We start from the raw sequence: 26,427 nt of genomic DNA, 5'->3' as shown, positions 1-26,427 counted from the left end.
GGCGCCTTCCACGTGTCCAAGCCATCGGACCTCTTGCCGGAATTGCAGGGCCGCCTGCCGATCCGGGTGGAGCTGAAAGCGCTGACGCGCGAAGACTTCATCGGCATCCTGAGCGACACCGAGGCGAGCCTGATCAAGCAATATGTGGCGCTGATGGGCACTGAAGGCGTGACCCTGAACGTCACCCATGATGCCATCGAGGCCATTGCCGATGCGGCTGTGAAGGTCAATTCCACCGTCGAGAATATCGGCGCACGCCGCCTGCAGACGGTGATGGAGCGGCTGGTCGAGGAGATTTCCTTCGATGCGCCCGACAAGACGGGACAGACCATCACCATCGACGCCGCCTTCGTGAAGGACAAGGTGGGCGTTCTGGCGGGCGACACCGATCTTTCCAAGTTCGTGCTGTAGTCAACATGCCCGCAAACTGGGTGTCACCCCGGCGCAGGCCGGGATGACATCGTGATGGGGGCGGGTCCGGGCGCTACCGCTTCCGTCCGGCCCGCCGCACCACTTCATCGCGCAGGAACTTCAAGTCCTCGGGGTCCAGCCGGCTGATATCATCGCGCAGGCGATTGGTCAGTTCGGTCGCTTCGGGCGCCATGCCGCCGGTATCGATGGTGACTTTCGGGTCGGAGATTTCGGCCAGACGCTGGAGTTCTTCAGCCTCGTCCCAGATGACGTTGAAGAAGGCGATGATGCGATGGAGCAGAAAACTGGTGGGCTGGCCGCGCCGCCCATGCTCCAGCGCCGAAAGATAGGCGCTCGACACGTTGAGGGCGGCCGCCATTTCCTTGAGGGAAATGCCACGCGCGTCCCGCATGGCCCTGAGCTTGGCGCCAAGTGGGGTCATTGCCGTCTCAGGCGCACATACCACGCCCCCTCTCCGCCGTGCCCTCGGGCCGCCACGCTCCAGCCGGACACCAGATGCGACAGGCCCGGTTCCGAGAGCCAGATCGGCAGCATGGTGCGCAATATTCCCCGCTCGGTCATGGCAGCGATATAATCATTGTTGGTGCGGACGCCCTTGCCGGTAATCACCAGAATTGTTCTATCCCCGCGCGCCGCGCGGGCCCCAATATAGCGGCGCAAGGCGTCGCGCGCCTCCGATTGGGTCATGCCATGAAGATCAATCTTGCCGTCGATCTCGATCCGGCCCCGCCGGACCTTTTTGTGAATGGCCGGGTCGACGGCCCGCTCGGTTTCGGATGGCCCCGGTTGCGGCGCCTGATAGGGCGGCAGGAACGGTTTTCCGGGCTTGAGCGGCTTGGGCGGTGGCCGCACCAGCGGCTGGGGATCGGCCTCGGGCACCGGCAGCGTGCCCGATCCGAGCTTCAACAGGCCCTTGCGGCGCAGCGGCTCGACCGTTGCGGCAACTGTGGTCCAGAGATGAAAATCGTGCGGCAGGCGCTTGGAGCCACGCTTGGACATGCTCGGGCCTGCCTCGAGAAATCAATCGAGCTGGCTGGTGGCCACGACCTTCCAGTTGGGGTCGCGCGATTTGGGGTTGCGCGCAAAGGTCCATTCATCGGCAATGGTCTGGACCTGATCGGCATTGCCTTCCACCAGATTGCCGTCCTTGTCGCGCGTCGCCGAAACCACTTCGGCATGGAAGTCGACGGTGACGGTGACGTCCTTCTTGTCGAACTCGGCATCGACAATGGCGACCTTGGGCAGGCCGACAAAGGTGAAGTCGACTGTCTTGCCCTCGGCCTCGCGGTCAGTGATGGCGCGCTGGAAGCTGTCATAGATGGGCTTGTCGAGCAGGTTCTTGAGCGTCTGCCGGTCGCCTTCGGCAAAGGCGGTGACGATCATCTCATAGGCCTGCTTGGCCCCTTCCAGGAAGCTCTTGGGCGAGAAGGTCGGGTCGACCTCGGCCACCGCTTTGAGACCCGCGGCCAGTTCGACATTGCCGTCGGCGGCCTGCTCGATCTCGGCTTCCAGCTTGCGGGCGCGGCGCTCGTCATCCAGGTCCGGCTGGGCCGGACGGGGCCGCAGCGGCACCACCGTCTCTTCGTTTGCCGCGGCCTGCTTCTCGGTCGGTGTGGACCGGCTGCGATCGATTGGCGGCCGCTCATTGCCGGTGCGCGTGCCCAGGACCGAGCGCAGCCGGAACAGCACAAAGACCGCTACGACAATGGCGATGAGTGTTGGCAGATCGAGAAATTCGGCCATGGAGCGGGCACCTTGAATAAGCGGCGTCAACAAAAAATGGTTTCAGGCGCTCGTTCCGCGCCTCATCTGGCCTATATATAGGCAAAGCTTTAGCCCGAAACCAGTTCACGATGGGGCGAGTTGCGATTTTGCCGCGCCCGGGTGAACACCAGACCTCACAAGGAGCCGCGCGTGGCCCGTCTGATTGCCCTTAGTTTGCTTGCCTTGCCGCTTCTGGAGATCGCCGTCTTCATCATTGTCGGCCGCGCCATTGGCCTGTTTCCCACGCTGGCGCTGGTCATTCTGGCAGCCATTGCCGGGGCCATGCTGCTGCGCCAGCAGGGGCTGGGCGTGATTTCGCGCCTCAGAAACAATGTCAATGCCGGCACTATTCCGGGCCGCACCATGTTCGATGCCATGCTGATCGGCGTGGCCGCAATTCTGCTGGTGCTGCCGGGCTTCCTCAGCGACATCGCGGCGCTGGCCCTGCTGATCCCGCCGGTCAGGGGCTGGCTGTTTGCGGCCCTGGCCGGGCGCGTGCGCGTGGTGGAGACCACGACCAGCTACCGGCGCTATGATGGGCCGGACGATGTCTATGACATCGAAACCAAGACCATCGAGCACAGGGATGACGAGCCGCGCGAGGGCCGCCACTAGGTGGCTCGGCTTGTTCGACCACCCCAAAAGTGCTAGCCACTGCGCCACAATCGCCACCAAGCAATTACCTAGAAGGACCAGATAATGGCCGATGATACCCAGGGCGCGGCGGCGCCGCAGCCCGGCAACGCGCCCAGCATGAACCTCGTGGGTCAGTATATTCGCGACCTCTCCTTCGAAAACCCCGGTGCACCCGGGACGCTGCTTGCCGGTGGCGCCAATCCGGCCTTCAATGTGTCGATCTCGGTCGGCGTCAAGAAGCAGAATGAGGAAATCTACGCCATTGAGCTGACGCTCAATGCCAAGGCCAATCGCGACGAGACCGTGCTGTTCAATGTCGAACTGGTCTATGGCGGCATTTTCCGTATCAAGAACGTGCCCGAAAACCAGCTTTCGCCGCTGTTGATGATCGAGTGCCCGCGGCTGATTTTCCCCTTCGCCCGGCAGGTGCTGGCCAGCGTCACCCAGCAGGGCGGTTTCCCGCCGCTGATGATGGAGCCGGTCGACTTCTCGGCGATCTATCGGCAGAACCTGGCCAAGCTGGCCGCCCAGCAGGGCGGGGCTCCGGCGGCCCCAGCCGGCGCCGAGGCCCCCAAGCCGAACTGATCGCGCACGGCGCTCCGAACAAAAAGAAGGCCCCGGTCACCGCCGGGGCCTTATCATATCGGCCGGTTGATCCTATTCGGCGGCGGCACTTTGCTCATATCTGGCCCAGATGGCGTTCTCGCCCATCTTTTCAATGAAGGCCTCATGGGCGGCCGCTTCCGCCGTCGAGATCCGCGGGGGCAGGGCAACGGGCCGCTGGGCGACCGCCATGCGCGTCTGGCCCATGCCGATCATGGTGGTTTCCACTTCCGCCACCAGCGCCAGGCTCACCTGCTTGCCGCCGATCAGTTCGAGATAAACCTCGGCGAGGATCTCACTGTCGAGCAGGGCGCCGTGCAGCGTGCGGCGGGAATTGTCGATGCCATAGTGCTTGCACAGTGCATCCAGGCTCACGCGGGCGCCCGGATGCTTTTGCCGGGCGACCATGACGGTGTCGATCACCGCATTGGTCAGGCGCGGCAGGCCGGCCCATTCCATTTCGGCGTTGAGAAAGCCCATGTCGAAGGGGGCGTTGTGAATGACCAGCGTGGCATCGCCGATAAAGGCGCGAAAATCCTCGGCCACCGCCTTGAATAGGGGCTTGTCGGCGAGAAATTCGTCGCCCAGTCCGTGCACGCGAAAGGCTTCCTCGGGCATCGGGCGTTCGGGATTAATATAGACGTGGTGGGTCCTGCCGGTCGGGATATGATTGATCAGCTCGACGCAGCCGATTTCCACCAGCCGGTCCCCGCCCTGCGGCGACAGCCCGGTGGTTTCGGTATCGAGCACGATTTCCCTGATCATTGGTCCCGCCGTCTTGTCCGGATGTCCGCCACGCGTGCGGCGACGTCAGCCTCGATGTCTGCAATGGGCCGGGCGGTGTCAAAGAGCCAATCCGCCCTCTGCTTCTTTTCGGCCTGTGGCATCTGCCGGGCAAGCAGGCTCTCCATCTTTTCCACCGTCATGCCGGGACGCGCCAGAATGCGCTGGCGCTGTATCGTCTCGTCCACAAAGGTCACCGCGATGGTATCGAAGCCGTAGTTATGCCCACTTTCGAACAGCAGCGGCACTTCGACGGCAGCCAAATCATGACCCTGCTTTTCGGCCGCTTCGAGGAAACGGACGATTTCCGCGCGAACCAAAGGATGCACGATGGCTTCCAGACGCTGGAAGCCGGACGGGTCAGCGGCCAGGCGCCTTGCCAGTTCCGCGCGGTTGATGACATCGTTCTCGGCGACACCGGGGAACAGCTTTTCGACTGGCGCTACCGCCTCGCCAGCATAGAGCCTGGCAACAGCCTCGTCGGCAGAAAACACCGGCACGCCGCATTTGGCGAACGCGGCCAGCAGGGTCGACTTGCCAGTGGCGATCGATCCGGTGATGCCGATCCTGCGCATGGCCTAATGATCCAAGGTGGCTTCGATACGGGCCCGCAGGTCTGGCGTCACCACTGGCTGCACCCCGAACCAGGCAGCAAATCCAGGAACGGCCTGATGCAGCAGCATTCCCAGCCCGTCCACGGTCTTGAGACCGCGAGCCCTGGCATCGGCCAGCAACGGGGTTTCGAGCGGGGTATAAACGATGTCAGTGACCAGTGCGGTTGGAGGCAGCAGACCCAGATCGAGCCAATCAAAGCGGGTACCGTGCATACCGATCGAACTGGTGTTGACCACCAGTCCCGTGCGCGGCGCCAGATCTGCGAAAGCATCGAAACCATGCGCTTCAAATGGCCCGCCGATGTCCTCGACCAGGGCCTGGGCATTTGCCAGCGTCCGGTTGAGCACATGCACCTTGCCGCGCACGCGTCGCTTGAGGGCCACCAGCACCGCTCGGGCCGCCCCACCGGCACCGATGACAATGGCGTCCTCAAGCCCGTCGGACCAACCCGGGGCGTTGGCATCGAGATTGCCCAGAAAGCCGAGATAATCTGTGTTGGTGCCGTGCACCTTGCTGTCCCGCACCACCAGCGTATTGACCGCACCGATCGTGCGCGCCAGATCATCGACGCTGTCGCAAAGGGCAAAGACCGCTTCCTTGTGCGGAATGGTGACATTGCCACCGGCAAATTCGCCCTTTCTCAGGCGCTGGAAAAAGCCGGGCAAATCCGCTGGCGCGACATCTATGGCTTCATAGGAGCCGTCAATGCCATGCTCAGCCAGCCAGGTCCCGTGAATCAGGGGCGAGCGGGAATGGGCGATGGGATGCCCGATAACGAAAGCCTTGATGGTCAACACTCAATTCCGCGAATTCAAAAGCTCTGGAGCAATATCGCGCAACGCCGCCAGCAATGGCAGCAGCGGCAGGCCCAGAATGGTAAAATAGTCGCCCGTCACCGTTTCGAACAGCCGGATAGAGGGCCCTTCCAGGCGATAACCACCGACCGAGGTCAAAACGGCGTCTCCTTCCAGATCCAGCACGATCTCGCGTTCGTCATCGGAAAAATCACGCATGGTCAGTTCTGCGGTCTCGATATCAGACCAGAGCAATTGCCCATCCCGTACCAGCGTGACTGCCGCATGCAACCGATGGGTCTTGCCGCGCAGATGGCTCAACTGCTCGGAAGCTTCCTCGCGCGAGTCCGGTTTGTGCAAAAGCTCAAGTCCCAGGGCCAGGGTTTGGTCAGCGCCGATGACAAGATCGCCCGGATGGTGACCGGCGACCATTTCGGCCTTGCTCCGGGCCAGGAGCAAAGCGACATCCCGCGCGTCCCCCCCGGCTGCAAGCGCTGCTTGTTCCACGCCGCGTTCATCGAGCTGTGCCGGTTGGACGGCGAAATGCAATCCGGCCTTGTCCAGCAAGGCTTTGCGGGTAGGACTGGCGGAAGCGAGAATAAGCATGGCGAGCAGTTTTTCCACACTGTCATCCCCAGCTCAAGGCTGCTCTGTGGGTTGCTCGCGCAAGTTTGGGTCCATGCCAAACTTGTCCCCCTTGGCTAAGAATTTGTTAACAGTTCGTTTTGAGCGCGGGCACAAATCGGGCGTGGAAAGCTCTGGGGATATTGAAACGGACCGCAACAAAGATATGCGCAGGCTCTTCCACACCCGGAATCGAATCATTGACTCGGCAAAGGCCGGATTAACCTCTTGTTAATGAATTGAGCGCGTTAACACTTCAGTAAGACTCTGGTCATGATTCACATCCCGTTAACCATTGGCTGCGCGCAAGTGTCACTTCAGGGCGCGATTGTGGGTGAGGCGGAATTGCAGCTAAACACCGCCATAAAGATAAAGAAGCGAAGCAAGAAAGACTCTTTATTGAGTTTGGAAGGGATTAACCCATGACGGCGGGGACGCATCGGCCACTTCTTGAAACCGTTCTGGGTCAGCGCCAGTCGCGTCCGCCGATCTGGATCATGCGCCAGGCAGGACGCTATCTGCCCGAGTATCGCGAGACCCGGACCAGGGCCCGTAATTTCCTTGATCTCTGCTATACCCCCGAACTGGCCACCGAAGTCACCCTGCAGCCCTTGCGGCGCTTTGATCTGGATGCTGCCATTCTCTTTTCCGATATTCTGGTCATCCCGGATGCCCTGGGCCAAAGCGTCCGCTTTGCGACCGGTGAGGGGCCACTGCTTGATCCGCTGGACGAGAAGGGGATCGATGCCCTGGACCGCGGACGAGCGATGACGCATCTGGCGCCCGTGCTGGAGACGGTGAGGCGATTGCGGGCTGAGCTACCCGCGGAAAAGACCCTCATCGGCTTCTGCGGCGCGCCATGGACCGTCGCGACCTATATGCTGGGTGGTCGCGGATCAGCTGATCAATGGACAGCCCGCCGGTTTGCGCTGGAGCATCCCGAAGCTTTCGAACGGTTGATCGATATTCTGGTGGACACCTCGATCGACTATCTCGTCGCGCAATTCGAGGCGGGTGCCGATGTCGTGCAAGTGTTCGAGAGTTGGGCGCTGAACCTGGATGATGCAGCGTTCAACCGCCAGGTCATCGATCCAAATCGTCGGATTGTCGAAGGCGTACGGGCCCGGGTTCCCGACGCCCCCATTATCGGCTTTCCGCGCGGCGCGGCCGGCAATCTGAAGCGCTATGCCCAGGCCACGGGCGTGAATGTGCTTGGCATCGACTTTGCCACGCCATTGGCCTTCGTGAACGATCACTTGCCCCCGGAGCTACCGGTTCAGGGTAATCTCGATCCATTGCGGCTGGTCGTCGGGGGTGAGGCCATGGACAGTCAGGTGCGGGCGATTTTGGCGGCCTTCGCGCATCGTCCGCATATTTTCAACCTGGGGCATGGCATCGTGCCGGAAACGCCGATCGCCCATGTCGAAAGGCTGATCGAATTGGTCAAGGGCGCTTAAGGGGATTGTGATGATCGAATGGTTCAAGGCGCTGCACGTTATTTCTGTGATCGCATGGATGGCGGGGCTGCTCTATCTGCCGCGTCTGTTCGTCTATCATTGCGTGGCGGAAAGCGGATCGACGCAGTCGGAAACCTTCAAGGTCATGGAAAGGCGGTTGCTGCGCGCCATCACTACGCCGGCCATGATTGCCACCTGGGTTTTCGGGCTGGCCATGGTCGGGCATGGCATTGTCGATTGGGGATCAGGCTGGCCCTGGGTCAAGGCGGCGCTGGTGCTGGCCCTGTCTGGCTATCACGGCCTGTTGGCGCGCCATGTGCGGGTATTTGCCGCGGATCAGAACGAAAAGCCGCAGAGATATTTCCGCATGATCAATGAGGTGCCAACGGTACTGATGATCGGCATCGTGATCATGGTCATTGTCAGGCCGTTCTGAGGTGCTGATTGTCCGGCAGTCGCAGAGCCGGGTTCGAGGTTTCACGTGAATCGGTTTTCAGAAATTGCTTTCAACTTGAAACGCTGACCGGATCACGCTACATGAGGACAAGGCATCCCCTTTATGCGCGATCACCCCGGTTGCGGCGCGGTGCCGAAACTCCCCACCATTCGACTGACCAGTCCAATCGATATCCCTCAAGGGTCGTTTCGCTACATGCAGAATATCAAGCTCAGTGAGCTCAAGGCCAAGTCCCCGGCTGAACTCTTGGCATTTGCCGAGGAACTCGAGGTCGAAAACGCCTCGACCATGCGCAAGCAGGAGTTGATGTTCGCCATTCTCAAGGAATTGGCGGCCCAGGATATCAATATCGTTGGCGAGGGTGTGGTTGAAGTTCTGCCGGACGGGTTCGGTTTCCTGCGTTCGCCCGACGCGAACTATCTCCCCGGCCCGGACGATATCTATGTCAGTCCCAGCCAGATCCGCCGTTTCGGGCTGAGGACCGGCGACACGGTCGAGGGCGAAATCCGCTCTCCCAAGGAAGGTGAACGCTATTTCGCCCTTCTCAAGGTTTCGACCATCAATTTCGAAGATCCCGAGGCGGTTCGCCACAAGGTCAACTTCGACAATTTGACCCCGCTCTATCCTGAAGAGCGCTTGCGCATGGAGCTGCCGGATCCGACCGTCAAGGATCGCTCGGCGCGTTTGCTGGACTTGGTGGCGCCGCTTGGCAAGGGCCAGCGCGCATTGATTGTTGCGCCACCGCGTACAGGTAAGACGGTATTGTTGCAGAATATCGCACAATCGATCGCTACCAATCATCCTGAATGCTATCTCATCGTTCTGTTGATCGATGAGCGTCCGGAAGAAGTGACCGACATGCAGCGCTCGGTGCGCGGCGAAGTCATCTCTTCGACCTTTGACGAACCAGCCTCGCGCCACGTTCAGGTCGCTGAAATGGTGATCGAAAAGGCCAAGCGCCTGGTCGAACACAAGCGCGACGTGGTCATTCTGCTCGATTCCATCACGCGTCTGGGTCGTGCCTATAACACCGTCGTGCCGAGTTCCGGCAAGGTGCTGACCGGCGGTGTGGATGCCAATGCCCTGCAGCGCCCCAAGCGTTTCTTCGGCGCGGCGCGTAACATTGAAGATGGCGGCTCGCTGACCATTATTTCCACCGCGCTGATCGATACCGGCAGCCGCATGGACGAAGTGATCTTCGAGGAATTCAAGGGCACGGGTAACTCGGAAATCGTGCTCGACCGCAAGGTCGCCGACAAGCGCGTCTTTCCAGCTATCGACATCAACAAGTCCGGCACGCGCAAGGAAGAGCTGCTGGTCGAATCCGATATCCTCAGGAAGATGTATGTGCTGCGCCGCATCCTCAATCCGATGGGGACGATCGATGCCATGGAGTTCCTGACCGACAAGGTCCGTCAAACCAAGACGAATTCGGATTTCTTCGATTCCATGAATACCTAAGGCCTTAAGGCCGGGAGCCGATGATGCAGGCGGGCGACACCATTATGGCGCTCTCCTCCGGCTCCCTGCCGGCAGGTGTGGCGGTGATCCGCCTGTCCGGACCGCTGGTCCGGTCGGCCCTTGAAACCATTGCCGGCGGGGTTCCCAAGTCGCGGCAGTTGAGCTTGCGACACATCGGGCGGGACCAAAGGCTCGACCAGGGTCTCGTGGCCTTCTTCCCTGCACCCAACAGCTTCACCGGCGAAGATTGCGCCGAGCTTCAGGTGCATGGCTCACCAGCCGGTGTGAAAGCCATTCTCAATGCGCTGCGGGATCTCGGGCTGCGCTTGGCGGAGGCCGGGGAATTTACCCGGCGCGCCTTCGAGAATGGCAAGCTTGACCTCGTGGAGATCGAGGGTTTGGGCGACCTTCTCAATGCCGATACCGAAAAGCAGCGCAAGCAGGCCCTGGCGCGCTACGATGGGCGTCTCACCGCCGAAATCGAGCGCTGGCGCGACGCGCTTCTGGACCTGCGGGCCGAAATCGAGGCCCGTCTCGATTTCTCCGATGAAGGCGATGTGACTGAGGACCTGCCGGAGACCTGGCTAGCATCGCTCGCCGATCTGGAACTGACCTTGGCCGCGGCCCTCGCCTCGATCAAATCGGGCCGGATCGTTCGTGAAGGCATCCGGGTGGCGCTCGCAGGTGCCCCCAATGCGGGCAAATCCAGTCTGATCAATGCCCTATCCAGATCGGATATCGCCATTGTGTCAGACGAGGCGGGCACCACGCGCGATGTCCGCGAAGTGCCGCTCGATATTGACGGGCAATTGTTCATCCTACTCGATCTTGCGGGTCTGCGCGAGACCGACAGCCGGGCCGAGGCCGAAGGGGTGCGCCGGGCCCAGGCCGCAATAGCCTCTGCCGATATCGTGCTCTGGTTGCGAGCACCCGATGTTGAAGACCTGGCGCACCCCACGATCACCCCGCCCGTACTCGTTGTCGGCACCAAGTCCGATCTGGGATCTGTGGACGGGCAGGATCTCTCGGTTTCGGTGACCGACAAGGACGGACTTGAGGCCCTGATCACCAGGCTTGGCGAAATGGGTGAGGCGCTGGCGGGAAGAGAACTGGCTTTGGTCAGCCACGCGCGCGATCAGCAGGCCTTGGAGGCTGCCCTGCGGGCTCTGAATGCGGCGCGCGAGGCGCTGGGTGATTGGGAATTGGCGGCCGAATCCCTGCGTCAGGCTTCGGCGGCGCTGGAACGACATGTCGGCCGACTGGATGCGGAGCGGGTGCTGGACAGGCTCTTTGCGAGCTTCTGCATCGGCAAGTGATTAGCCGTTGGCGTCACAGCCAGTCAGCAAGGAACACCACCTCGCGGTCAGGTGAAATTGATTCACGTGAAACATCCATGATCACCTGCGCTGCGGCCCAGCAATTGATTCACGTGAAACATTGGCTTATGTCAGGCGCCTCGGAGAACATGCCATGACTGACTATGCCGTCATCGTTGTCGGCGGGGGCCATGCCGGGTCGGAAGCCGCGGCGGCCTCTGCTCGTCTCGGCGTCCCCACGGCGCTGATTACTCATCGGTTCGCCACCATCGGCGAAATGAGCTGCAATCCCGCCATCGGCGGATTGGGCAAAGGTCATCTCGTCCGTGAAATCGACGCCTTGGACGGATTGATGGGTCGCGTCGCCGACCAGGCCGGTATCCAGTTTCGTTTGCTCAATCGCAGGAAGGGTCCCGCGGTGCGCGGGCCGCGTGCCCAGGCGGATCGGAAGCTCTATCGCCAGGCCATGCAGGCGGCCATCAGCGCCCAGCCCAATCTGGAGGTGATCGAGGGCGAGGTAGACGATTTGGAAGTGACCGATGGCGTCATCTCTGCCGTGCGCCTTCTCGATGGCCGCCGTTATGGCACCAAGGCCGTCGTGCTCACCACCGGGACCTTTCTCCGCGGTCTCATTCACCGCGGCGAAGAGACCGTTCCCGCTGGTCGTGTCGACGAAATGCCCGTCTTGGGCCTTTCCACCCGTCTTGAAGCGCTCGGGCTGCAATTGGGCCGCCTCAAGACCGGCACGCCGGCCCGACTCGAGGGCAAATCCATCGACTATTCCGTCCTTGAGGAGCAACCGGGCGACAATCCGCCCGAAGCATTCTCGGCCCTGACCACGGCGATCACCACGCCTCAGATCTCATGCCATATCACGCGCACAACGGCCGAGACACATCGTATCATTGCCGACAATCTGCATCGCTCGGCCATGTATTCAGGACGCATTCAATCACGTGGTCCGCGCTATTGTCCGTCTATCGAAGACAAGATCGTCCGCTTCGCCGATCGCGACAGCCATCAGATCTTTCTCGAGCCGGAAGGTTTGGACGACAGCACCGTCTATCCCAATGGGCTTTCCACGTCGCTGCCGGCCGATGTGCAGGAGGCCTTCCTCAGGTCCATGCCGGGTCTCGAAGCTGTTGAGATCATTCGCCCCGGCTATGCCATTGAATATGACTACGTCGATCCGCGCGAACTGCGGCCGACACTGGAGGTCAAGAAGCAGCCGGGTCTCTACCTAGCCGGTCAGATCAATGGCACGACCGGCTATGAGGAGGCTGGCGCGCAGGGGCTTTTGGCCGGCGCCAATGCTGCCCTGGCGGCCAAAGGCGGCGATCCGATGATCCTCTCCCGCACCGAAAGCTATCTCGGCGTCATGGTGGACGACCTAGTCACGCGGGGCGTGAGCGAGCCTTATCGCATGTTCACCTCGCGGGCCGAGTTCCGCCTGCATTTGCGGGCTGATAATGCAGACCAACGCCTGACCGAACTCGGGCTGGAAAAGGGCCTGGTGGGCGAAGTGCGGGAAGCGGTCTATCGCCAGAAGTCAGAATCCCTGAAGGCCGGCCGTGTCCTGCTCGACACCCTGTCGGCATCGCCGAATGAGGCCCGCAAGGCCGGGCTGATGGTCAATGAGGATGGCAAGCGGCGGACGGCCTTCGACCTCCTGTCCTATCCCGATATCGGAATTGACGACCTGACTCGGCTCTGGCCGCAGCTCGGGGACATTCCGGTGCCGATCATGGAACAGGTTTCCATCGATGCCCAATATGCGGTTTATCTCGATCGGCAGAAGGCCGATATTGAGAGTGTCCGGCGTGACGAACAGCGGGCCATCCCTGATGATTTGGACTATACTTCCATCCCCGGGCTCTCCATGGAGCTGCGTCAGAAACTCGAACAACACCGACCGCAGACCATCGCCCAGGCCCAGGCCATGGACGGCATGACGCCGGCAGCCATCACGCTGCTCCTCGCGGTCATCCGTCGTGGCGATCTGCGTAAGGCTGGTTGATGGCTGACCTCTCTGTCATTGAACCTTACGCCAGCCACTGCGCCCGACCCATCGAAGCAGTGGCGGCCGATCTGGAATCCTATGCCAAGCTCTTAGCGAAATGGCAGAGCATACAGAATCTTGTTTCACGTGAAACACTCGGACAGGTCTGGACGCGGCATTTTGCAGACAGCTTGCAGGTTCTTGCCCTGACCCGACCAAACGATCGCCTATTCCTGGATATCGGGAGTGGCGGTGGTTTTCCGGCTTTACCCATGGCGATTGGCTCGAAGGGGAGCGATCGGCATTTCGTGTTGATCGAACCGACAGCCCGCAAGGTCAGTTTTCTACGCTCCGTCGCCCGCGAACTTGGACTCAATGTTACGGTGATTGGCCGCCGCAGCGACGAGACTGATTCACGTGAAACAGGCGTGCCGGACGTCATCACCTCGCGTGCCCTGGCCGCCATGCCGCAATTATGTGCCTGGATGGCCCCGTTTTTCGGCCCGAATACCCGAGCTTTGCTGCACAAAGGGCGGGAACATGTTGAAGAGCTAACGGAATCGGGTGCGCAGTGGCATCATGACGTGTTAATAACCAGAAGTGACACCGATCCGGGCGGCGTGATTGTCGAAATCACGAATTTGCACGGAAAATCAGTGAGTTAGCGGCACACGGAGGCCAATTTGGCACCCCGGATATTGACTTTGGCCAATCAGAAGGGCGGCGTGGGCAAGACCACGACGGCCATCAACCTGGCGACGGCGCTGGCTGCCATTGGCGAGCGTGTGCTGATCGTCGACCTCGACCCGCAAGGCAATGCATCGACGGGACTGGGTATTTCGCGCACCGAGCGTGCTCTGTCTGCCTATGATGTGCTGGTGGGCGAAGCCAGTGTCACCCAGGCGGCAGTCATGACCAGCGTCCCCAATGTCGCCATCGTGCCGTCCACCATGGATCTGCTCGGCGTAGAGCTTACCATTGCTGATCAGGGTGATCGTGCATTCAAATTGCGCAATGCTTTCAAGCAGTTGGATGATCTGCGTATCAATGACCAGTCGATCAGCTATATTTTGATAGACTGTCCGCCGTCACTCAACCTGCTGACGGTCAACTCGTTGGTGGCCGCCGATGCCGTGCTGGTCCCGCTGCAGTGCGAGTTCTTTGCGCTTGAGGGTCTGAGCCAGTTGCTGCAGACCATTGAGCAGATCCGCTCGACGCTCAATCCGCGCCTCTCCATCCAGGGCGTGGTGATGACCATGTTCGACAAGCGCAACAATCTGTCCGAGCAGGTGCTCAATGACGTGCGCAGCGAAATGGGCGAGCTGGTCTATGAGACTGTGATTCCTCGCAATGTCCGCCTCAGCGAAGCCCCGTCCTATGGCAAGCCGGCGCTGCTCTACGATCTCAAATGTGCGGGAAGTCAGGCCTATTTGCGCCTGGCCACCGAAGTCATCCGCCGGGAACGGCGGTTGAATGCTGCCTAGGAGCTCAAGATGACCGACAAACCAACACGTCTTGGCCGGGGGCTCGCGGCGCTGATCGGCGACATGGCAGCCATGGAGGGTGCGCGCGTAACCGAATCCTCGGGAAGCGGCAAGCGGCTGCCTGTCGATTTCATCATCGCCAATCGGGCCAATCCCCGTCGCAGCTTTGACGCCGAGCAGTTGGAAGAGCTGACCAATTCCATTCGTGAAAAGGGGGTGATGTCACCCCTGTTGGTCCGACCCACAGATGACCCCAATGTGTTCGAGCTGATTGCCGGCGAACGCCGTTGGCGCGCGGCGCAGAAGGCAGGCCTGCATGACGTTCCGGTTATTGTCCGCGAGGTCGATGACAAGGAGGCGCTGGAGCTGGCCATCATCGAGAATGTGCAGCGTGCGGACCTCAATCCGCTTGAAGAAGCGCTGGGCTATGGTCAGCTGATCGAGCAATTCGATTATACCCAGCAGGATCTGGCCCAGGTTATCGGCAAATCGCGTTCCCATGTTGCCAACACGCTGCGCCTGTTGCGTCTGCCCGAAGATGTCCGGGGCATGGTGGCCAGCGGGACGCTGACGGCCGGACACGCGCGGACGCTGATCACCGTCGAAGACCCTGCCGCCCTCGCACGGCAGATCGTGGACAAGGGTCTTTCGGTGCGCGAAGCCGAGGCGCTCAGCCAGCAACGTGATCTGCCCAAGCGCAAACCCGTCGCGGAACCCGCACAGCGTGACGCCGACACATTGGCCTTGGAACGTCGGTTGGCAGATGCGTTGGGCTTGAGCGTGGCGCTCAATCACTCCGAGCGTGGCGGGCGCATCGAAATTCGCTACAAAACGCTGGAGCAGCTCGATGATATCTGCCTGCGCCTGACAGGTCGAGCCAACTAACAGATTGATTTCAAAGCTGTTCCACGTGAAACCGCCCTATCCGGGCGGTTTTTCGTGCCTAGTGCACGCGGCGCTTTTTGCTTAGTGCGTTGCCGCCATCATGCACAGCGCCAATGTTGTGCGGCGCAATATGCTGTCGGCCAAGACCGGTCGACGGCGCGATTCGGAAACCCCCTGCAACAGGCGCTCCAGGGCCTGGCAAAGAGCCGGATCAGTCCACAAACGCAATTGCTGTTCCAGGGCAGCCATGCGTGAAAAATGCGGCTTGGGTCGTTGCCCGTCCAGAACCGCGCGTGCGGACTTACCGGCATCAACCTCCGTGCGCCAGCGCCGAAGATTGGCGAAATGATTGGTGAGCATGGCGAGCAATTGCTGAGGATTGACGTTGGCGGCGAGGGCCCTGTTCAGGGCCAATTCAAGCTTCTCTGCGTGGCCGCCCCCGGTGGCGTCCAGAATAGCGTCGATAGCAAGAGCACCATTGTCAGCACAAAGCAGCAAGACGTCTTCGCGCGTCAACGTCTTCGATGAGGCCGCGTAGAGCGTGAGCTTTTCCAGTTCGCGCCGGGTTATTTCGCGGTCATTGCCAAGAATGTCCCTTAGTGCGGGGATGACGTCGCTGTCAGCGCGGATGCCCGCCTGGTTGAAAGTGTCCCGCATCAGGGCGGTCAGCGTCTCGTCCGAATCGGGGTAGCAGGGCAGGGCGCGGCCGAGTTTTGCTGCCTCCACCAGAGATCGCAGCGCATCGCGCGGCGTCAGATTGTCGGCCTCAAGCACGATCGCTGTGCCGCCCGGATCATCGCGTAATTGGGTGAGCGGCATGATCAGCGCTTTGGTGGCATTGCGCACGCGGATGATGCGCTTACCGCCAAACAAGGAGACAGATCGGGCCTCCAACACCAATTGAGACGGGTCAGAGGCCAATTCCGGCCCATCGAAAATGGTGACATTGGCTGAGGCCGGATCGTCTCCGCTTAAGTGGCGAATCAGCCGCTGCGCCGTTTCACGCACCAGCCCGCCGTCAGGCCCATAGGCGAGGAAGATACCCTCGCTCAGGTCGGGGCGCGCCAGAAAGCGCGCCACCTCATGGGCCTTGAGCGCTGCCATCGACTATACGACGATGTTGACGATGCGATTGGGCACGACAACCACCTTCTTGGGCGCCTTGCCGTCCAACGCCTTTTGCACCAGCTCGAGCGCCAGCACCAAGGCTTCCACCTCGGCGGCCGGCAGGTCCTTGGCCACCGTGATTTCGCCGCGGCGTTTGCCATTGATCTGGATCGGCAGGGTGACCTCGTCATCGACCAGCAAGGCCTGATCAACCTCGGGCCATGGCGCGTCGGCAACAAGCCCTTGTTTTTCCAATACTTCCCAGCAGCTCTCGGCCAAATGCGGCATCATCGGGTTGATCAGCTGCACCAGCTTTTCCACGCCTTCACGCAGCGTTGTGACCAGTTCTGGCCCCTTGCTCGCTTCCTTGGCCTTGGCCAGGGCATTGGTCAGTTCATAGATACGGGCAACGGCGCGATTGAAGCCCAGTCCCTCGATGTCCTGGGCCACGCCGGCGACGGCGCGGTGAATGATCTTGCGCAAGCCCAGCGCATCAGCGCTGTCTGACGCAACAGTGTCAGAAGATTGTTGCGCAATCCCGACCACGTCGTTGACTAGGCGCCATACGCGCTGCTGGAAGCGGCTTGCGCCCTCCACGCCTGATTCGGTCCATTGCACATCGCGCTCCGGCGGGGAATCGGAGAGCATGAACCAGCGCGCCGTATCAGCACCATAGGTACGGACGATCTCGTCGGGATCGACCACGTTCTTTTTGGATTTGCTCATCTTTTCGACCGAGCCGATGGTGATCGGTGCGCCGGTCGTGGCGTGGCGGGCTGAACGGGTTTCGCCCTCGGACTCGATGACGATGTCCGTGGGGGGCACCCATTCGCCCTTTTCACCCTTGTAGGTCTCGTGCGTCACCATGCCCTGGGTGAACATGCCCTTGAAGGGTTCACTCAAGCCCACATGGCCGGTGGCCTTCATGGCGCGCGTGAAGAAGCGCGAATAGAGCAGGTGCAGGATCGCGTGCTCGATACCGCCGATATATTGGTCCACCGGCAGCCAGCGATCGGCCACAGCAGGAATGGTTGGCGTATCGGCATCCGGCGCGGTAAAGCGGGCGAAATACCACGAGGAATCGACAAAGGTGTCCATGGTGTCGGTTTCGCGCCGCGCGGCAGCGCCGCATTGCGGGCAGTGGACATGCTTCCAGGTGGGATGGTGGTCGAGCGCATTGCCGGGCTTTTCGAAGGTAACGTCCTCGGGTAGCACCACGGGCAGGTCCTTCTTGGGCACCGGAATGGTGCCGCAGACCTCACAATGAATCACTGGGATCGGGCAGCCCCAATAGCGCTGGCGGGAAATGCCCCAATCGCGCAGCCGATAATTGACCTCGATCTTACCTTGCGGCTTGCCGTCCACGGTGCGCGCTGCAAAGAATTCGGCAATGGCCTTCTTTGCGTCCTCAATCGACAGCCCGTCAAGAAAGCCGGAATTGAAGATGTTACCAGTGTCAACATAAGCCTCATTGCCGATGGCAAAAGAGGCCGGGTCGGTATCTGGCGGCAGCACGACGGGCTTGACCGGCAGGCCATATTTGCGCGCGAAATCGAGATCGCGCTGATCATGCGCCGGGCAGCCGAAAATGGCACCGGTGCCATAGTCCATCAGGATGAAGTTGGCGACATAGACCGGCAGGGTTTCGCCTTCGATCACCGGATGCTTCACCCTCAGGCCGGTATCAACGCCTTGTTTTTCCGCCTTTTCCAGCGTTTCGGTGGCTGTGCCGTGGCGATGGCACTCGGCCACGAATTCAGCCAGGCCAGGACTGGCCGTGGCCAGCTGCGTGGTCAGCGGATGGTCGGGCGACAGGCCGATGAAGGAGGCGCCGAAAATGGTGTCCGGCCGGGTGGTGAAGACTTCAATGCTGGTGGCATCGGTCTTCTCGCTCGCCTGCAGTTCAAACAGCAGCCGCAGGCCCTCGGACTTGCCGATCCAGTTGCGCTGCATGATGCGGACTTTTTCCGGCCAGCCAGTAAGGCCGTCCAGGGCCTCCAGCAGCTCTTCGGCGAAGTCCGAGATCTTGAAGAACCATTGGGTCAGTTCGCGCTGTTCGACCACTGCCCCCGAACGCCAGCCCTTGCCGTCAATGACCTGTTCATTGGCCAGAACGGTCATGTCGACCGGGTCCCAATTGACCTTGGAGCTCTTGCGGGTGACCAGGCCGGCTTCGAGCATGTCGATAAACATGGCCTGCTGGTGCTTGTAATAGTCGGGCGAGCAGGTGGCGATTTCGCGCGTCCAGTCGATGGAGAGGCCCATCGACTTCAACTGCGCCTTCATCGCCTCGATATTCTGGTAGGTCCAGGCGCCGGGATGGGTCTTGCGCTCGATGGCGGCATTTTCCGCCGGCAGACCGAAGGCGTCCCAGCCCATGGGGTGCAAGACATTCATGCCGCGGGCGCGGTGGTAGCGGGCCACCACGTCACCCATTGCATAGTTGCGCACATGGCCCATATGAATGCGGCCGGACGGGTAGGGGAACATCTCAAGGACGTAATAGGGATCGCGCGGATCGTCATTGGCGGTGACGAAGCTCTTGTGCTCGTCCCAGACCTTTTGCCATTTCGGTTCGCTTTCGCGCGGATTGTAGCGTTCGCCGCTCACGTGATGATCGTCCTTGCAAGAGTGACGCAGTCGGCCAGCCGCAAATAGCGGCGCAGCTTGCGTTTTTGAGGGTTTTTGGCTACCCGGACCATCACCAGAAATCCCATGCAAGGTCAACAGAAACGGGGGCCGGATATGGCCGATAGCGCTGAAAGCGCCCAAACGCGCCTGGACTATATCCGCACACGCATGGAGAAGGCCCGGCGCCGCTTCGGATCCCCTCCCGAAACGGTGGAGCTCGTGGCCGTTTCCAAAACCTTTCCCGCCGCGGCCATCGAGCCCTTTCTTGAGGCCGGGCAACGCGTCTTCGGCGAGAACCGCGTGCAGGAGGCCAAGGAGAAATGGCCTGGTCTGCGGGAGAAATATCCTGATCTAACGCTCCATCTGATCGGGCCGCTGCAATCCAACAAGGCCCGCGAGGCGGTGGCATTGTTCGATGTTATCGAAACGGTGGATCGGGAGAAGATCGCAGCAGCTCTGGCGGCGGAGATGACGCGGGCAGGTCGACGGCTGCCATGCTTTGTGCAGGTCAATATTGGTGGTGAAGAGCAGAAGGCGGGGGTGCCGGTCGATGAAGCGGTTGCCTTCGTGCGCCACTGCCGCGAAGTGCATGGGCTCGATATTGTCGGGCTGATGTGCATACCCCCGGAGGGTCGGCCGGCCGGACCCTATTTCGCGCATCTGGCGGCGCTGGGCCGTGCTGCGCAGGTCAGCCAGCTTTCCATGGGCATGAGCGGGGACTTCGAAACGGCCATCGCGATGGGTGCAACCCATGTGCGGGTGGGGTCTGCGCTCTTCGGCAAGCGCTAGGATTGCCGATAATCAAGGCCTGCAACTTTCCTGCCCAATCCGCGTTTCTCGTGGTGGAATAACGCCGTTGTGATTGGCTGGCCAAAAACGGGTCGCAATAATGTGACCTTGGTCGGTTCGGCACGAAAAGACCGGAGAAAACAATGAACAAGCGACGCATCCTTGTCGTAGATGACGACGCGGACCTGCGCCAGACCCTGGTTGAGCAACTCAAGGGCGAGCCTGATTTCGACATTCTCCAGGCCGGAACGGCCAATGAGGCTCTCAAGGCCGTGCGGGAGAGTAATGTCGAGTTGACCATTCTCGACGTTGGCCTTCCGGATATGGATGGCCGCGAAGCCGTCAAGCTTATGCGGGAGGAGGGCTATAAAAGCCCGGTCCTGATGCTGACGGGCCATGACACGGATGCAGATGAGATCAAGGGGCTCGAAGCGGGCGCCAATGACTATCTCACCAAGCCGTTCCGCTACCCGGTGCTGTTGGCGCGCATCAATGCGGCCCTGCGTCAGCGGGATCAGAGCGAGGACGCGACTTTTACCATCGGCCAATACAGCTTCCAGCCGGCCGCCAAGATGCTCGAGACCAATGATGGGATCAAGGTGCGGTTGACCGACAAGGAAACCTCGATCCTCAAATATCTCTACCGGCAGGGGCCCAAGACCATCACGCGCGATGTGCTGCTCAAGGAAGTCTGGGGCTACAATAACCGGGTGACGACGCACACTCTGGAGACCCATATCTATCGTCTCCGGCAGAAGATCGAGCGCGATCCTTCCAATGCGCGTCTGCTTGTCACCGAGGACGGGGGCTATCGCCTGGTGCCATGAGGGCGCAAGCCCTTTCAATTCCGTACCGAACCGGACTATAGCTTGATTGATGGGCCGCCCACATGAAGTGGGCGGCTATTGGCGCATCGGGTCTGGGGCTCATGAGAATGGACGATGCGGCTGGGGTGTTGGCCCGGGCCGATTTCTTCGACATCTGCAATGACGAGCAGCTGCGCATGCTCGGCTTCGCTGGCGACCGTAAGCACTTCGATGCCGACGCTGTCATCTACAAGGCCGGGGACGTGCCCGGCGGCGCCTATGTGCTCATCGAGGGCACGGTCAAGGCGCGGCATGAGGGCGCCGAGGCCGGCAAGCCCTATGCCCTTTCCGAGCCGGGCAGCGTCATTTCACCGACTTCCCTCATCCTCGAAAAGCCCCGGCCAGTCACGTTCACGGCGGTCACGGACTGCGAATTGCTATTCGTGCCACGCATGGCCTTCCTCAAGCTCGCCCACCAGGATCCTGACCTGGCGGCCCGGGCCGCACAGCGCATCCAGGCGGAACTGGGGCGCTACATGCATGCGCTCGAGCCGCTCAGGGGCAAGATGAAGGGCGCCTGAGTCCTCCCCAAAAGTGCCGCATTAGGCGTCCAGTTCATCTGGGTGATGCTGGGCGAGACAGGGGCGGTCGGGGGCAGCCGGGGCGATTGGGCCGCTCTGGCCGCTTCCTCTGGCCTGCATGTTGGGCTGGCGCTCATGATGGTCTGGCTCAGCGCCCCGAAACCGCTTCCAGCCCCGGATGTCGGCAGTGTTGCGGTTGATCTGGTCAGCGAGGATGAACTGGCGGCGCTGACTGCCAAGCCGGCTTCACCGGTCATCGACCCAGCCCCTGTCTCAGCGCCAGAAACCACGCCGCAAGCCGAAAGCGTTGCGCCTCCACACCAGGCGCCACCCGAGCCGCCAGAAACAGGTGGCGTCATCCGAGCGCATACTTTCTACGCCTCGGCGATCCTCAGGGATCCGACCCATGTCGAGGTGTATCGCAATTTTCCGTTGCTGGATCATCGCGAGCAGATCATCCAGCTGTGCAACATCGAGGCGCTGGAGCAATTGCGGGTGGCCGGCACGGCGGACAATCCGGATGCTTTGGTGGGCTATGCCTTTGAGGGCATTTCGGTCAGCGAGCGGGTTCTTGAGGCGCGCGGCGGCGCCTACCGGGCCGCCGGGCAGTGGTATCGCATCGCCTATCGATGCGAGGTCGCTTCTGACATCGGCAGCGTGAGCGCCTTCGAATTTGAACCGGGGCCCCTGGTGCCGCAGAGGCTGTGGGAAGCGCACTTCCTCAATGCCGACGACGACTGGCTGAACTGATGCTTGTGAGCGCGCTGTCGTTCAGGGCCGCACGAAGCGCGCAATCACCGGCACATGGTCGGAAGGCTTGTCGGTCCAGCCGCGTGCTGGCTTGATGATCTCGGCGCCGATCGAGCGGTCGGCGATGTCAGCGGTTGACCAGATATGATCGAGCCGCCGGCCGCGGTCCGAGGCTTCCCAATCCTTGCCGCGATAACTCCACCAGGAATAGATCTTGGTGTCATAGGGGACGTGCTTGCGTACCAGGTCCACCCAGCCATGGCCGCCGGAGAGCAGGGCGTTGAGCGCGTCTGTCTCGACCGGGGTATGGCTCACCACCTTCAAGAGCTGTTTGTGGCTCCAAACGTCGTTCTCATGCGGCGCGATGTTGAAATCGCCAGCAATCAGGTGGCCGCGCTGGAAAATGGGCTCGCTGAACCAGGTCTTGAGTTCATTGAGAAAGCCCAGCTTGTGCTTGAACTTGGGATTGATCTCCGGGTCCGGTTCATCGCCGCCGGCAGGGATGTAGAAATTATGCAGGGTGAACGGCCCATGGCCGAGATCGACAAGCGCCGAGATGTGACGCGATTCGGGGATGTCGCAGAACATCCGGCTGGAGATGTCGGTCAGGGGAAACTTCGAGACGATGGCGACGCCGTGATAACCCTTCTGCCCATGCACGGCCATATGCGGATAGCCGGCCGCGATGAAGGCATTGCGCGGGAACTGATCGTCGGTGCATTTGATTTCCTGCAGCATCAGCACGTCGGGCTGATACTGCGCCAGAAAATCGAGCACCATGGGCAGGCGCAGGCGCACCGAATTGATGTTCCAGGTGACGATGGCATGGGTCATTGGGCGTCCGGGGAATCTGGCATTGGCAGGTGGTCCCCGTTATCGCCAAGCCGGGTGCAGGGGTAAAGCTGGAAATGGCGTCGCGATGGCGGTTGCTGACGCGGATTGGCAGGAAATCCAGCCCGATGCTAATTCACCCTCAGTCCGTCCGCCTTTCGGGAAAGGACCAGGGGTGGGGAGTTCCCCCTGTGGATGGCGCAAAGTGCTTCACGTGAATCACGAAAACAAAAAGCCCGGCACAATGGCCGGGCTTTTCAATTCTCAATGAGCGATGAGGCTCTTATTCGCTCTTGGCTTCGCCTTCAGCAGCAGCGGCCTGTTCGGCGGCAGCAGCAGCGGCGGCGGCCTCGGCGTCCTTGGCAGCCTGTTCGGCGGCAAAGGCTTCAGCAGCAGCAATCTTCTCGGCCTCACGGGCTTCGCGGGCGGCCTGTGCAGCTTCACGTTCGCCGGCTTCGATCTTGCGGGTACGGGCGTTGGTCGATTCGAAAATACGCGCCGACTTACCGCGACGATCGCGCAGGTAATAGAGCTTGGCGCGACGGACCTTACCGCGCTTGATCACCTCGATCGAAGCGATATTGGGCGAGTAGATCGGGAACACGCGTTCCACGCCTTCGCCATAGGAAATCTTGCGGACGGTGAAGCTTTCCATGATGCCGCCGCCGGAGCGGGCGATCACGACGCCTTCATAGGCCTGCAGGCGTTCCTTGTCGCCTTCGCGGATCTTGACCCACACCTTGACGGTGTCGCCATGGGTGAATTCGGGAATTTCGCGCTGCGCGGCAAGCGCGGCAACCTGCTCGGCTTCGAGCTGTTCGATGATGTTCATGTTCGATCCGTTCTGATCTTTTCACAGGGGCGACTCTTTGGCGGGCCGCTTGGCCCCGTCGCCCGGTCTTGGTTGGTAACGGAAGGGCAGTCTTCTTGGTCTTGCCGCGGTCCGGTCCGATACGCCAGTCCCGCGAATGGGCGGCTCATAGGGGAATTTTGGTCCAGAGTCCAGCGGTTTTGGGCTGTTCTGGTCTGGAACTGCCCCGTCCATCGTCCCCACCGGGCGTGTCCCGGTGGTCCATACCACTTCCTTCTGGATTGCCATGACAAGCCCGGCAATGACGATGAGGCAAAGCCGCTGTTGCGCCTCCTACTTTTGCAGCAGATCAGGCCGACGCGCCCGGGTCAGCTCCAGCGATTGTTCATGCCGCCATTTTTCGATCTTGCCGTGATCGCCCGAAACCAAAACCGCCGGTATGTCGCGGCCCTCAAAGCTCTGTGGTCGGGTGTATTGCGGATATTCGAGGAGCCCATTTTCGAAGCTTTCCTCGTCGCGGCTGTCGAGAGCGCCAAGAACGCCGGGTATGAGCCGCACCACAGCTTCCAGCAGCACCATGGCGGCAACCTCGCCACCGGCCAGCACGTAGTCGCCGATGGAAATTTCCTCGAGTTGGCGGGCCTCAATGACGCGCTGGTCGACACCTTCGAAGCGCCCGCAAATGATGACGGCACCGGGGCCGGTCGCCAGTTCATGGGCGCGTTTCTGGGTCAGCGGCGTGCCGCGCGGTGACATCAGAATGCGTGGTCGCGGGTCGGAATCCGGGGCGATGGTGTCTATCGCCCTGGCCAGGATATCGGGTTTGAGGACCATGCCGGCGCCTCCGCCGGCGGGCGTGTCATCCACGGTCCGGTGCTTGTCGGCGGCAAAGTCTCGAAGCTGGTTGGCGCGCAATTGCCAGAGGCCATCCTTGAGGCCGCGCCCAAGCACGGAGGTACCCAGTGGCCCGGGGAACAATTCCGGGAAGAGGGTGATGATGTCAGCGGAAAACATCAGTCGGGCTCTTCCTCGCCGGGCTCGGCGTCGAGCGGCGGGGCGATGACCAGATAGCCATCGGCGATGCGGATGGTCGGGACCACCGCCTTGGTGAAGGGATAGAGAAAGGTGTCCCCAGAGCGGCTGTCCCGCACCTCCAGGATATCGCCCGCGCCGTGATCGTAAATGGCACTGACGGTCCCGATGGAGACGCCGGTGTCCAATCGCGCGTCGAGGCCGATCAGATCGGCATGGTAGAAATCGTCTTCATCTTCGATATCGGGCAGACGATTGCGGTCGATATAGAGCGAGACCCCGTTCAGGGCCTCGGCGGCACTCCGGTCGCGTATGCCCTTGAGCCGGGCGATCAGCACGGTCTTGTTGAGCCGGGCCGCCTCGATGGTAACCGTCAGGCCCGGGCGGTTTGTGTCGAGTGGCCCATAATCGGCAATGGCCTCCGGCACCTGGGTGTGCGAGGTGATGCGCACTTCGCCCTTGATGCCGTGGGCGGCACCGATCGTGCCCATCAAAATGCGGGAAGATGTGTCAGCCATCGGCCTTCTCTTGTGTTCGTATGGCTCCATAACAGCGCTTGCGCCGGAGGCAAGCCCGATCAGCGCGCCGGTATCAGTTCGATAACGTCGTGGGTGGACTCAAAACGCGGGAAAGGCAATTCCAGCCGATAGCGCGCCGGCTTGCCGCTGACCTTGTAGAGGCATCCCACCTGGTTGCGCTCCGCATCGGCGCCATAGTCCATAGGCTGCTCGTCGCCATAATGCAGGGCGCCGTAGTAGAACATGGCACCACCATCGGATGGCAGCAGGTGACCACTGAAGCGCTGTGAACCGGTTTGTTTCTCGATCATGGTACCGTCGCCAGAGATGGTGCAGGCGAAGGGCGTATAGGCCGTGAGTGGCAGAAGGCCGCCGAGCTTGATGGTCCGGCAACGGTAGTCCCCGTCCGGAATGCCGGAAATGGGGGTGGTGCCGGGTGCAAACAGACCTGAAATAAGCGCGCGATCCTCACGACTTTCGGCAAGCAGAGCCTCCGCCAGTCCCCGGTAGCGTGCGGTTTGGAAGCCGGTCATCCGGTCTCCGTCGAATTGGTCGATCGCTGCCGCATTCGGGACCTCGCAGGCTAGGGGCGCCATCATGGACAGGCCGAAGAGAGCCGCAGCAAACAGCGCGATATCTGGCAGGCGAAAAAATCGGGACATGCGGTGCGCTCCTTTGCTCCAGATCAAGGAACCTTGCACGCCGATGACGCTTACTCAAGAAACAGACCATGGAGGCGTCAGATGTCGCAAATCCTTACCGACCGAGAAGCGATCCGCCAATGGGTTGCGGCGCGTGGTGGCAACCCGCTGATGATGGATGTACCCGATGGTACCCACAACCGGACCATCCTGCAGCTAACCTTCGGGCAGCATGCGCTGAACGCGGATGGCAATGAAGGTCCCGACCGGGTAGGCGGCTTCCGGCTGGTGAGCTGGGAGGAATGGTTTACCGCATTGGAAGAAGGCGGGCTCGCGCTCAGGGTCTCCGATGATCCTTCGGGCGGCAATGAGGCCGAGTTCGAATTCGTATCCCGCGACCCGGATGACCGGACCAGCACTGGGGCGGCGCAGAAGCCGGCTTCCATCGTCACCGGAGGACCGAATCCGGCCGACAGGGGGCTTTAGGCGCTATAGGCCGCGCGAGCCCGGTGTGACCGGCTCGCTTGGCGTTGCGGGGCGACCATCACGCGATCGCGTCCGGCGTCCTTGGCCGCATAAAGCGCCCCATCGGCCCGGGCCATTAGCGCGTTGAGCGGCTC

General features: G+C 61.3%; 29 protein-coding genes and 1 pseudogene. 16 read left to right on the top strand and 14 right to left on the bottom strand.

What is annotated here, in order from left to right; translation table 11 throughout:
- A pseudogene (locus tag QZ564_RS14540) lies at positions 1 to 411 on the top strand (HslU--HslV peptidase ATPase subunit); the annotation flags it as partial.
- Between the two features lie 73 nt (positions 412 to 484).
- On the opposite strand, the gene QZ564_RS14535 reads toward QZ564_RS14540, so the two are convergent.
- Genes QZ564_RS14535 through QZ564_RS14525 form a run of 3 tightly spaced genes read right to left on the bottom strand, consistent with a single transcriptional unit; the run spans position 485 to position 2,175 of the window.
- Positions 485 to 853 (bottom strand): helix-turn-helix transcriptional regulator, encoded by a 369-nt coding sequence (locus QZ564_RS14535; RefSeq protein ID WP_297111386.1) that lies wholly within the window; start codon positions 851 to 853, stop codon positions 485 to 487.
- Positions 850 to 1,431, bottom strand: a complete 582-nt coding sequence (locus QZ564_RS14530) for a Smr/MutS family protein (protein WP_297111382.1) — start codon at positions 1,429 to 1,431, stop codon at positions 850 to 852. Before QZ564_RS14530 ends, QZ564_RS14535 begins: the two co-directional genes overlap by 4 nt.
- A gap of 21 nt (positions 1,432 to 1,452) precedes the next feature.
- On the bottom strand, positions 1,453 to 2,175 hold the full coding sequence (locus tag QZ564_RS14525; RefSeq protein ID WP_297111379.1) for a Tim44/TimA family putative adaptor protein: 723 nt from the start codon (positions 2,173 to 2,175) through the stop codon (positions 1,453 to 1,455).
- A gap of 171 nt (positions 2,176 to 2,346) precedes the next feature.
- On the opposite strand from QZ564_RS14525, the gene QZ564_RS14520 reads away from it, so the two are divergent.
- The gene (locus tag QZ564_RS14520; RefSeq protein WP_297111376.1) at positions 2,347 to 2,811 is read left to right on the top strand and encodes an FxsA family protein; all 465 of its coding nucleotides are present in this window, start codon (positions 2,347 to 2,349) and stop codon (positions 2,809 to 2,811) included.
- Positions 2,812 to 2,895: 84 nt separating this feature from the next.
- The gene (gene secB / locus QZ564_RS14515) at positions 2,896 to 3,417 is read left to right on the top strand and encodes a protein-export chaperone SecB (protein WP_297111371.1); all 522 of its coding nucleotides are present in this window, start codon (positions 2,896 to 2,898) and stop codon (positions 3,415 to 3,417) included.
- A 72-nt stretch (positions 3,418 to 3,489) separates the two neighbouring features.
- Here secB and dnaQ read toward each other — a convergent pair whose 3' ends face one another.
- From dnaQ to QZ564_RS14495, 4 genes are read right to left on the bottom strand one after another with little or no spacing between them, the layout of a single operon-like run.
- Entirely contained in the window at positions 3,490 to 4,197 is a 708-nt protein-coding gene (gene dnaQ, locus QZ564_RS14510; RefSeq protein WP_297111396.1) for a DNA polymerase III subunit epsilon, read from the bottom strand.
- Complete coding sequence (gene coaE, locus QZ564_RS14505) at positions 4,197 to 4,793, bottom strand: dephospho-CoA kinase (RefSeq protein WP_297111368.1); 597 nt, start codon at positions 4,791 to 4,793, stop codon at positions 4,197 to 4,199. The genes dnaQ and coaE overlap by 1 nt, the downstream gene beginning before the upstream one ends.
- A gap of 3 nt (positions 4,794 to 4,796) precedes the next feature.
- Positions 4,797 to 5,630, bottom strand: a complete 834-nt coding sequence (locus QZ564_RS14500) for a shikimate dehydrogenase (RefSeq protein WP_297111365.1) — start codon at positions 5,628 to 5,630, stop codon at positions 4,797 to 4,799.
- On the bottom strand, positions 5,631 to 6,251 hold the full coding sequence (locus tag QZ564_RS14495) for a Maf family protein (RefSeq protein ID WP_363312241.1): 621 nt from the start codon (positions 6,249 to 6,251) through the stop codon (positions 5,631 to 5,633).
- A gap of 422 nt (positions 6,252 to 6,673) precedes the next feature.
- Between QZ564_RS14495 and hemE the strand changes: the two genes are divergently transcribed.
- The 8 genes from hemE to QZ564_RS14455 all read left to right on the top strand — a co-directional run bounded on the left by hemE (position 6,674) and on the right by QZ564_RS14455 (position 15,310).
- Positions 6,674 to 7,708 (top strand): uroporphyrinogen decarboxylase, encoded by a 1,035-nt coding sequence (gene hemE / locus QZ564_RS14490; RefSeq protein ID WP_297111362.1) that lies wholly within the window; start codon positions 6,674 to 6,676, stop codon positions 7,706 to 7,708.
- Between the two features lie 10 nt (positions 7,709 to 7,718).
- Positions 7,719 to 8,144, top strand: coding sequence for a protoporphyrinogen oxidase HemJ (hemJ, locus tag QZ564_RS14485; protein ID WP_297111359.1), 426 nt, complete (start codon positions 7,719 to 7,721; stop codon positions 8,142 to 8,144).
- A gap of 216 nt (positions 8,145 to 8,360) precedes the next feature.
- A complete protein-coding gene (gene rho / locus QZ564_RS14480) occupies positions 8,361 to 9,626 on the top strand; it encodes a transcription termination factor Rho (protein WP_297111355.1) in 1,266 nt (421 codons plus the stop codon).
- Positions 9,627 to 9,649: 23 nt separating this feature from the next.
- A complete protein-coding gene (gene mnmE, locus QZ564_RS14475; RefSeq protein WP_297111352.1) occupies positions 9,650 to 10,942 on the top strand; it encodes a tRNA uridine-5-carboxymethylaminomethyl(34) synthesis GTPase MnmE in 1,293 nt (430 codons plus the stop codon).
- 154 nt (positions 10,943 to 11,096) lie between these two features.
- Positions 11,097 to 12,959 (top strand): tRNA uridine-5-carboxymethylaminomethyl(34) synthesis enzyme MnmG, encoded by a 1,863-nt coding sequence (gene mnmG / locus QZ564_RS14470; protein ID WP_297111348.1) that lies wholly within the window; start codon positions 11,097 to 11,099, stop codon positions 12,957 to 12,959.
- Positions 12,959 to 13,606, top strand: coding sequence for a 16S rRNA (guanine(527)-N(7))-methyltransferase RsmG (rsmG, locus tag QZ564_RS14465; protein ID WP_297111345.1), 648 nt, complete (start codon positions 12,959 to 12,961; stop codon positions 13,604 to 13,606). The genes mnmG and rsmG overlap by 1 nt, the downstream gene beginning before the upstream one ends.
- A gap of 18 nt (positions 13,607 to 13,624) precedes the next feature.
- The gene (locus QZ564_RS14460; protein WP_297111341.1) at positions 13,625 to 14,425 is read left to right on the top strand and encodes a ParA family protein; all 801 of its coding nucleotides are present in this window, start codon (positions 13,625 to 13,627) and stop codon (positions 14,423 to 14,425) included.
- Between the two features lie 9 nt (positions 14,426 to 14,434).
- Positions 14,435 to 15,310 (top strand): ParB/RepB/Spo0J family partition protein, encoded by an 876-nt coding sequence (locus tag QZ564_RS14455; protein ID WP_297111338.1) that lies wholly within the window; start codon positions 14,435 to 14,437, stop codon positions 15,308 to 15,310.
- 81 nt (positions 15,311 to 15,391) lie between these two features.
- On the opposite strand, the gene holA is transcribed toward QZ564_RS14455, so the two are convergent.
- Both holA and leuS read right to left on the bottom strand, forming a co-directional pair.
- The gene (holA, locus tag QZ564_RS14450) at positions 15,392 to 16,414 is read right to left on the bottom strand and encodes a DNA polymerase III subunit delta (RefSeq protein WP_297111336.1); all 1,023 of its coding nucleotides are present in this window, start codon (positions 16,412 to 16,414) and stop codon (positions 15,392 to 15,394) included.
- Between the two features lie 3 nt (positions 16,415 to 16,417).
- Complete coding sequence (gene leuS / locus QZ564_RS14445) at positions 16,418 to 19,027, bottom strand: leucine--tRNA ligase (RefSeq protein WP_297111332.1); 2,610 nt, start codon at positions 19,025 to 19,027, stop codon at positions 16,418 to 16,420.
- A 135-nt stretch (positions 19,028 to 19,162) separates the two neighbouring features.
- Here leuS and QZ564_RS14440 point away from each other — a divergent pair, with 135 nt between their 5' ends.
- The 4 genes from QZ564_RS14440 (at position 19,163) to QZ564_RS14425 (ending at position 21,974) form a co-directional block, all read left to right on the top strand.
- Entirely contained in the window at positions 19,163 to 19,837 is a 675-nt protein-coding gene (locus QZ564_RS14440) for a YggS family pyridoxal phosphate-dependent enzyme (protein WP_297111330.1), read from the top strand.
- Between the two features lie 143 nt (positions 19,838 to 19,980).
- A complete protein-coding gene (locus QZ564_RS14435; protein ID WP_297111327.1) occupies positions 19,981 to 20,664 on the top strand; it encodes a response regulator transcription factor in 684 nt (227 codons plus the stop codon).
- Positions 20,665 to 20,771: 107 nt separating this feature from the next.
- Positions 20,772 to 21,224: a Crp/Fnr family transcriptional regulator gene (locus QZ564_RS14430; protein WP_297111324.1), complete on the top strand. Its 453-nt coding sequence runs from the start codon at positions 20,772 to 20,774 to the stop codon at positions 21,222 to 21,224.
- A 45-nt stretch (positions 21,225 to 21,269) separates the two neighbouring features.
- On the top strand, positions 21,270 to 21,974 hold the full coding sequence (locus tag QZ564_RS14425) for a DUF930 domain-containing protein (protein WP_297111321.1): 705 nt from the start codon (positions 21,270 to 21,272) through the stop codon (positions 21,972 to 21,974).
- A gap of 21 nt (positions 21,975 to 21,995) precedes the next feature.
- Here the strand turns inward: QZ564_RS14425 and QZ564_RS14420 are convergent, their stop codons facing one another.
- The 5 genes from QZ564_RS14420 to QZ564_RS14400 all read right to left on the bottom strand — a co-directional run bounded on the left by QZ564_RS14420 (position 21,996) and on the right by QZ564_RS14400 (position 25,828).
- The gene (locus QZ564_RS14420) at positions 21,996 to 22,808 is read right to left on the bottom strand and encodes an exodeoxyribonuclease III (protein ID WP_297111318.1); all 813 of its coding nucleotides are present in this window, start codon (positions 22,806 to 22,808) and stop codon (positions 21,996 to 21,998) included.
- 280 nt (positions 22,809 to 23,088) lie between these two features.
- Entirely contained in the window at positions 23,089 to 23,637 is a 549-nt protein-coding gene (rplS, locus tag QZ564_RS14415; RefSeq protein ID WP_297111315.1) for a 50S ribosomal protein L19, read from the bottom strand.
- A 312-nt stretch (positions 23,638 to 23,949) separates the two neighbouring features.
- A complete protein-coding gene (gene trmD / locus QZ564_RS14410; RefSeq protein WP_297111389.1) occupies positions 23,950 to 24,633 on the bottom strand; it encodes a tRNA (guanosine(37)-N1)-methyltransferase TrmD in 684 nt (227 codons plus the stop codon).
- A complete protein-coding gene (gene rimM / locus QZ564_RS14405; protein WP_297111312.1) occupies positions 24,630 to 25,166 on the bottom strand; it encodes a ribosome maturation factor RimM in 537 nt (178 codons plus the stop codon). The genes trmD and rimM overlap by 4 nt, the downstream gene beginning before the upstream one ends.
- Before the next feature lie 59 nt (positions 25,167 to 25,225).
- A complete protein-coding gene (locus tag QZ564_RS14400) occupies positions 25,226 to 25,828 on the bottom strand; it encodes a DUF4893 domain-containing protein (protein WP_297111308.1) in 603 nt (200 codons plus the stop codon).
- 81 nt (positions 25,829 to 25,909) lie between these two features.
- Between QZ564_RS14400 and QZ564_RS14395 the strand changes: the two genes are divergently transcribed.
- Positions 25,910 to 26,293: a hypothetical protein gene (locus QZ564_RS14395; protein ID WP_297111305.1), complete on the top strand. Its 384-nt coding sequence runs from the start codon at positions 25,910 to 25,912 to the stop codon at positions 26,291 to 26,293.
- Positions 26,294 to 26,427: the final 134 nt, after the last annotated feature.

This window comes from uncultured Devosia sp., assembly GCF_913055165.1.
Taxonomy (GTDB): Bacteria; Pseudomonadota; Alphaproteobacteria; order Rhizobiales; family Devosiaceae; genus Devosia.
Note: the sequence above shows the minus strand (reverse complement) of the source record. Positions and strands in the feature narration are given on the sequence as shown.

Coding starts and splice junctions, on each gene's coding strand:
- rplS (WP_297111315.1), bottom strand. CDS start 23,637: ATGAACATCATCGAACAGCTCGAAGCCGAGCAGGTTGCCGCGCTTGCC.
- rsmG (WP_297111345.1), top strand. CDS start 12,959: ATGGCTGACCTCTCTGTCATTGAACCTTACGCCAGCCACTGCGCCCGA.
- QZ564_RS14525 (WP_297111379.1), bottom strand. CDS start 2,175: ATGGCCGAATTTCTCGATCTGCCAACACTCATCGCCATTGTCGTAGCG.
- holA (WP_297111336.1), bottom strand. CDS start 16,414: ATGGCAGCGCTCAAGGCCCATGAGGTGGCGCGCTTTCTGGCGCGCCCC.
- hemE (WP_297111362.1), top strand. CDS start 6,674: ATGACGGCGGGGACGCATCGGCCACTTCTTGAAACCGTTCTGGGTCAG.
- QZ564_RS14435 (WP_297111327.1), top strand. CDS start 19,981: ATGAACAAGCGACGCATCCTTGTCGTAGATGACGACGCGGACCTGCGC.
- rho (WP_297111355.1), top strand. CDS start 8,361: ATGCAGAATATCAAGCTCAGTGAGCTCAAGGCCAAGTCCCCGGCTGAA.
- QZ564_RS14425 (WP_297111321.1), top strand. CDS start 21,270: ATGCTGGGCGAGACAGGGGCGGTCGGGGGCAGCCGGGGCGATTGGGCC.
- mnmG (WP_297111348.1), top strand. CDS start 11,097: ATGACTGACTATGCCGTCATCGTTGTCGGCGGGGGCCATGCCGGGTCG.
- mnmE (WP_297111352.1), top strand. CDS start 9,650: ATGCAGGCGGGCGACACCATTATGGCGCTCTCCTCCGGCTCCCTGCCG.
- QZ564_RS14430 (WP_297111324.1), top strand. CDS start 20,772: ATGGACGATGCGGCTGGGGTGTTGGCCCGGGCCGATTTCTTCGACATC.
- QZ564_RS14440 (WP_297111330.1), top strand. CDS start 19,163: ATGGCCGATAGCGCTGAAAGCGCCCAAACGCGCCTGGACTATATCCGC.
- secB (WP_297111371.1), top strand. CDS start 2,896: ATGGCCGATGATACCCAGGGCGCGGCGGCGCCGCAGCCCGGCAACGCG.
- coaE (WP_297111368.1), bottom strand. CDS start 4,793: ATGCGCAGGATCGGCATCACCGGATCGATCGCCACTGGCAAGTCGACC.
- QZ564_RS14535 (WP_297111386.1), bottom strand. CDS start 853: ATGACCCCACTTGGCGCCAAGCTCAGGGCCATGCGGGACGCGCGTGGC.
- QZ564_RS14420 (WP_297111318.1), bottom strand. CDS start 22,808: ATGACCCATGCCATCGTCACCTGGAACATCAATTCGGTGCGCCTGCGC.
- QZ564_RS14400 (WP_297111308.1), bottom strand. CDS start 25,828: ATGTCCCGATTTTTTCGCCTGCCAGATATCGCGCTGTTTGCTGCGGCT.
- QZ564_RS14455 (WP_297111338.1), top strand. CDS start 14,435: ATGACCGACAAACCAACACGTCTTGGCCGGGGGCTCGCGGCGCTGATC.
- QZ564_RS14395 (WP_297111305.1), top strand. CDS start 25,910: ATGTCGCAAATCCTTACCGACCGAGAAGCGATCCGCCAATGGGTTGCG.
- QZ564_RS14530 (WP_297111382.1), bottom strand. CDS start 1,431: ATGTCCAAGCGTGGCTCCAAGCGCCTGCCGCACGATTTTCATCTCTGG.
- hemJ (WP_297111359.1), top strand. CDS start 7,719: ATGATCGAATGGTTCAAGGCGCTGCACGTTATTTCTGTGATCGCATGG.
- rimM (WP_297111312.1), bottom strand. CDS start 25,166: ATGGCTGACACATCTTCCCGCATTTTGATGGGCACGATCGGTGCCGCC.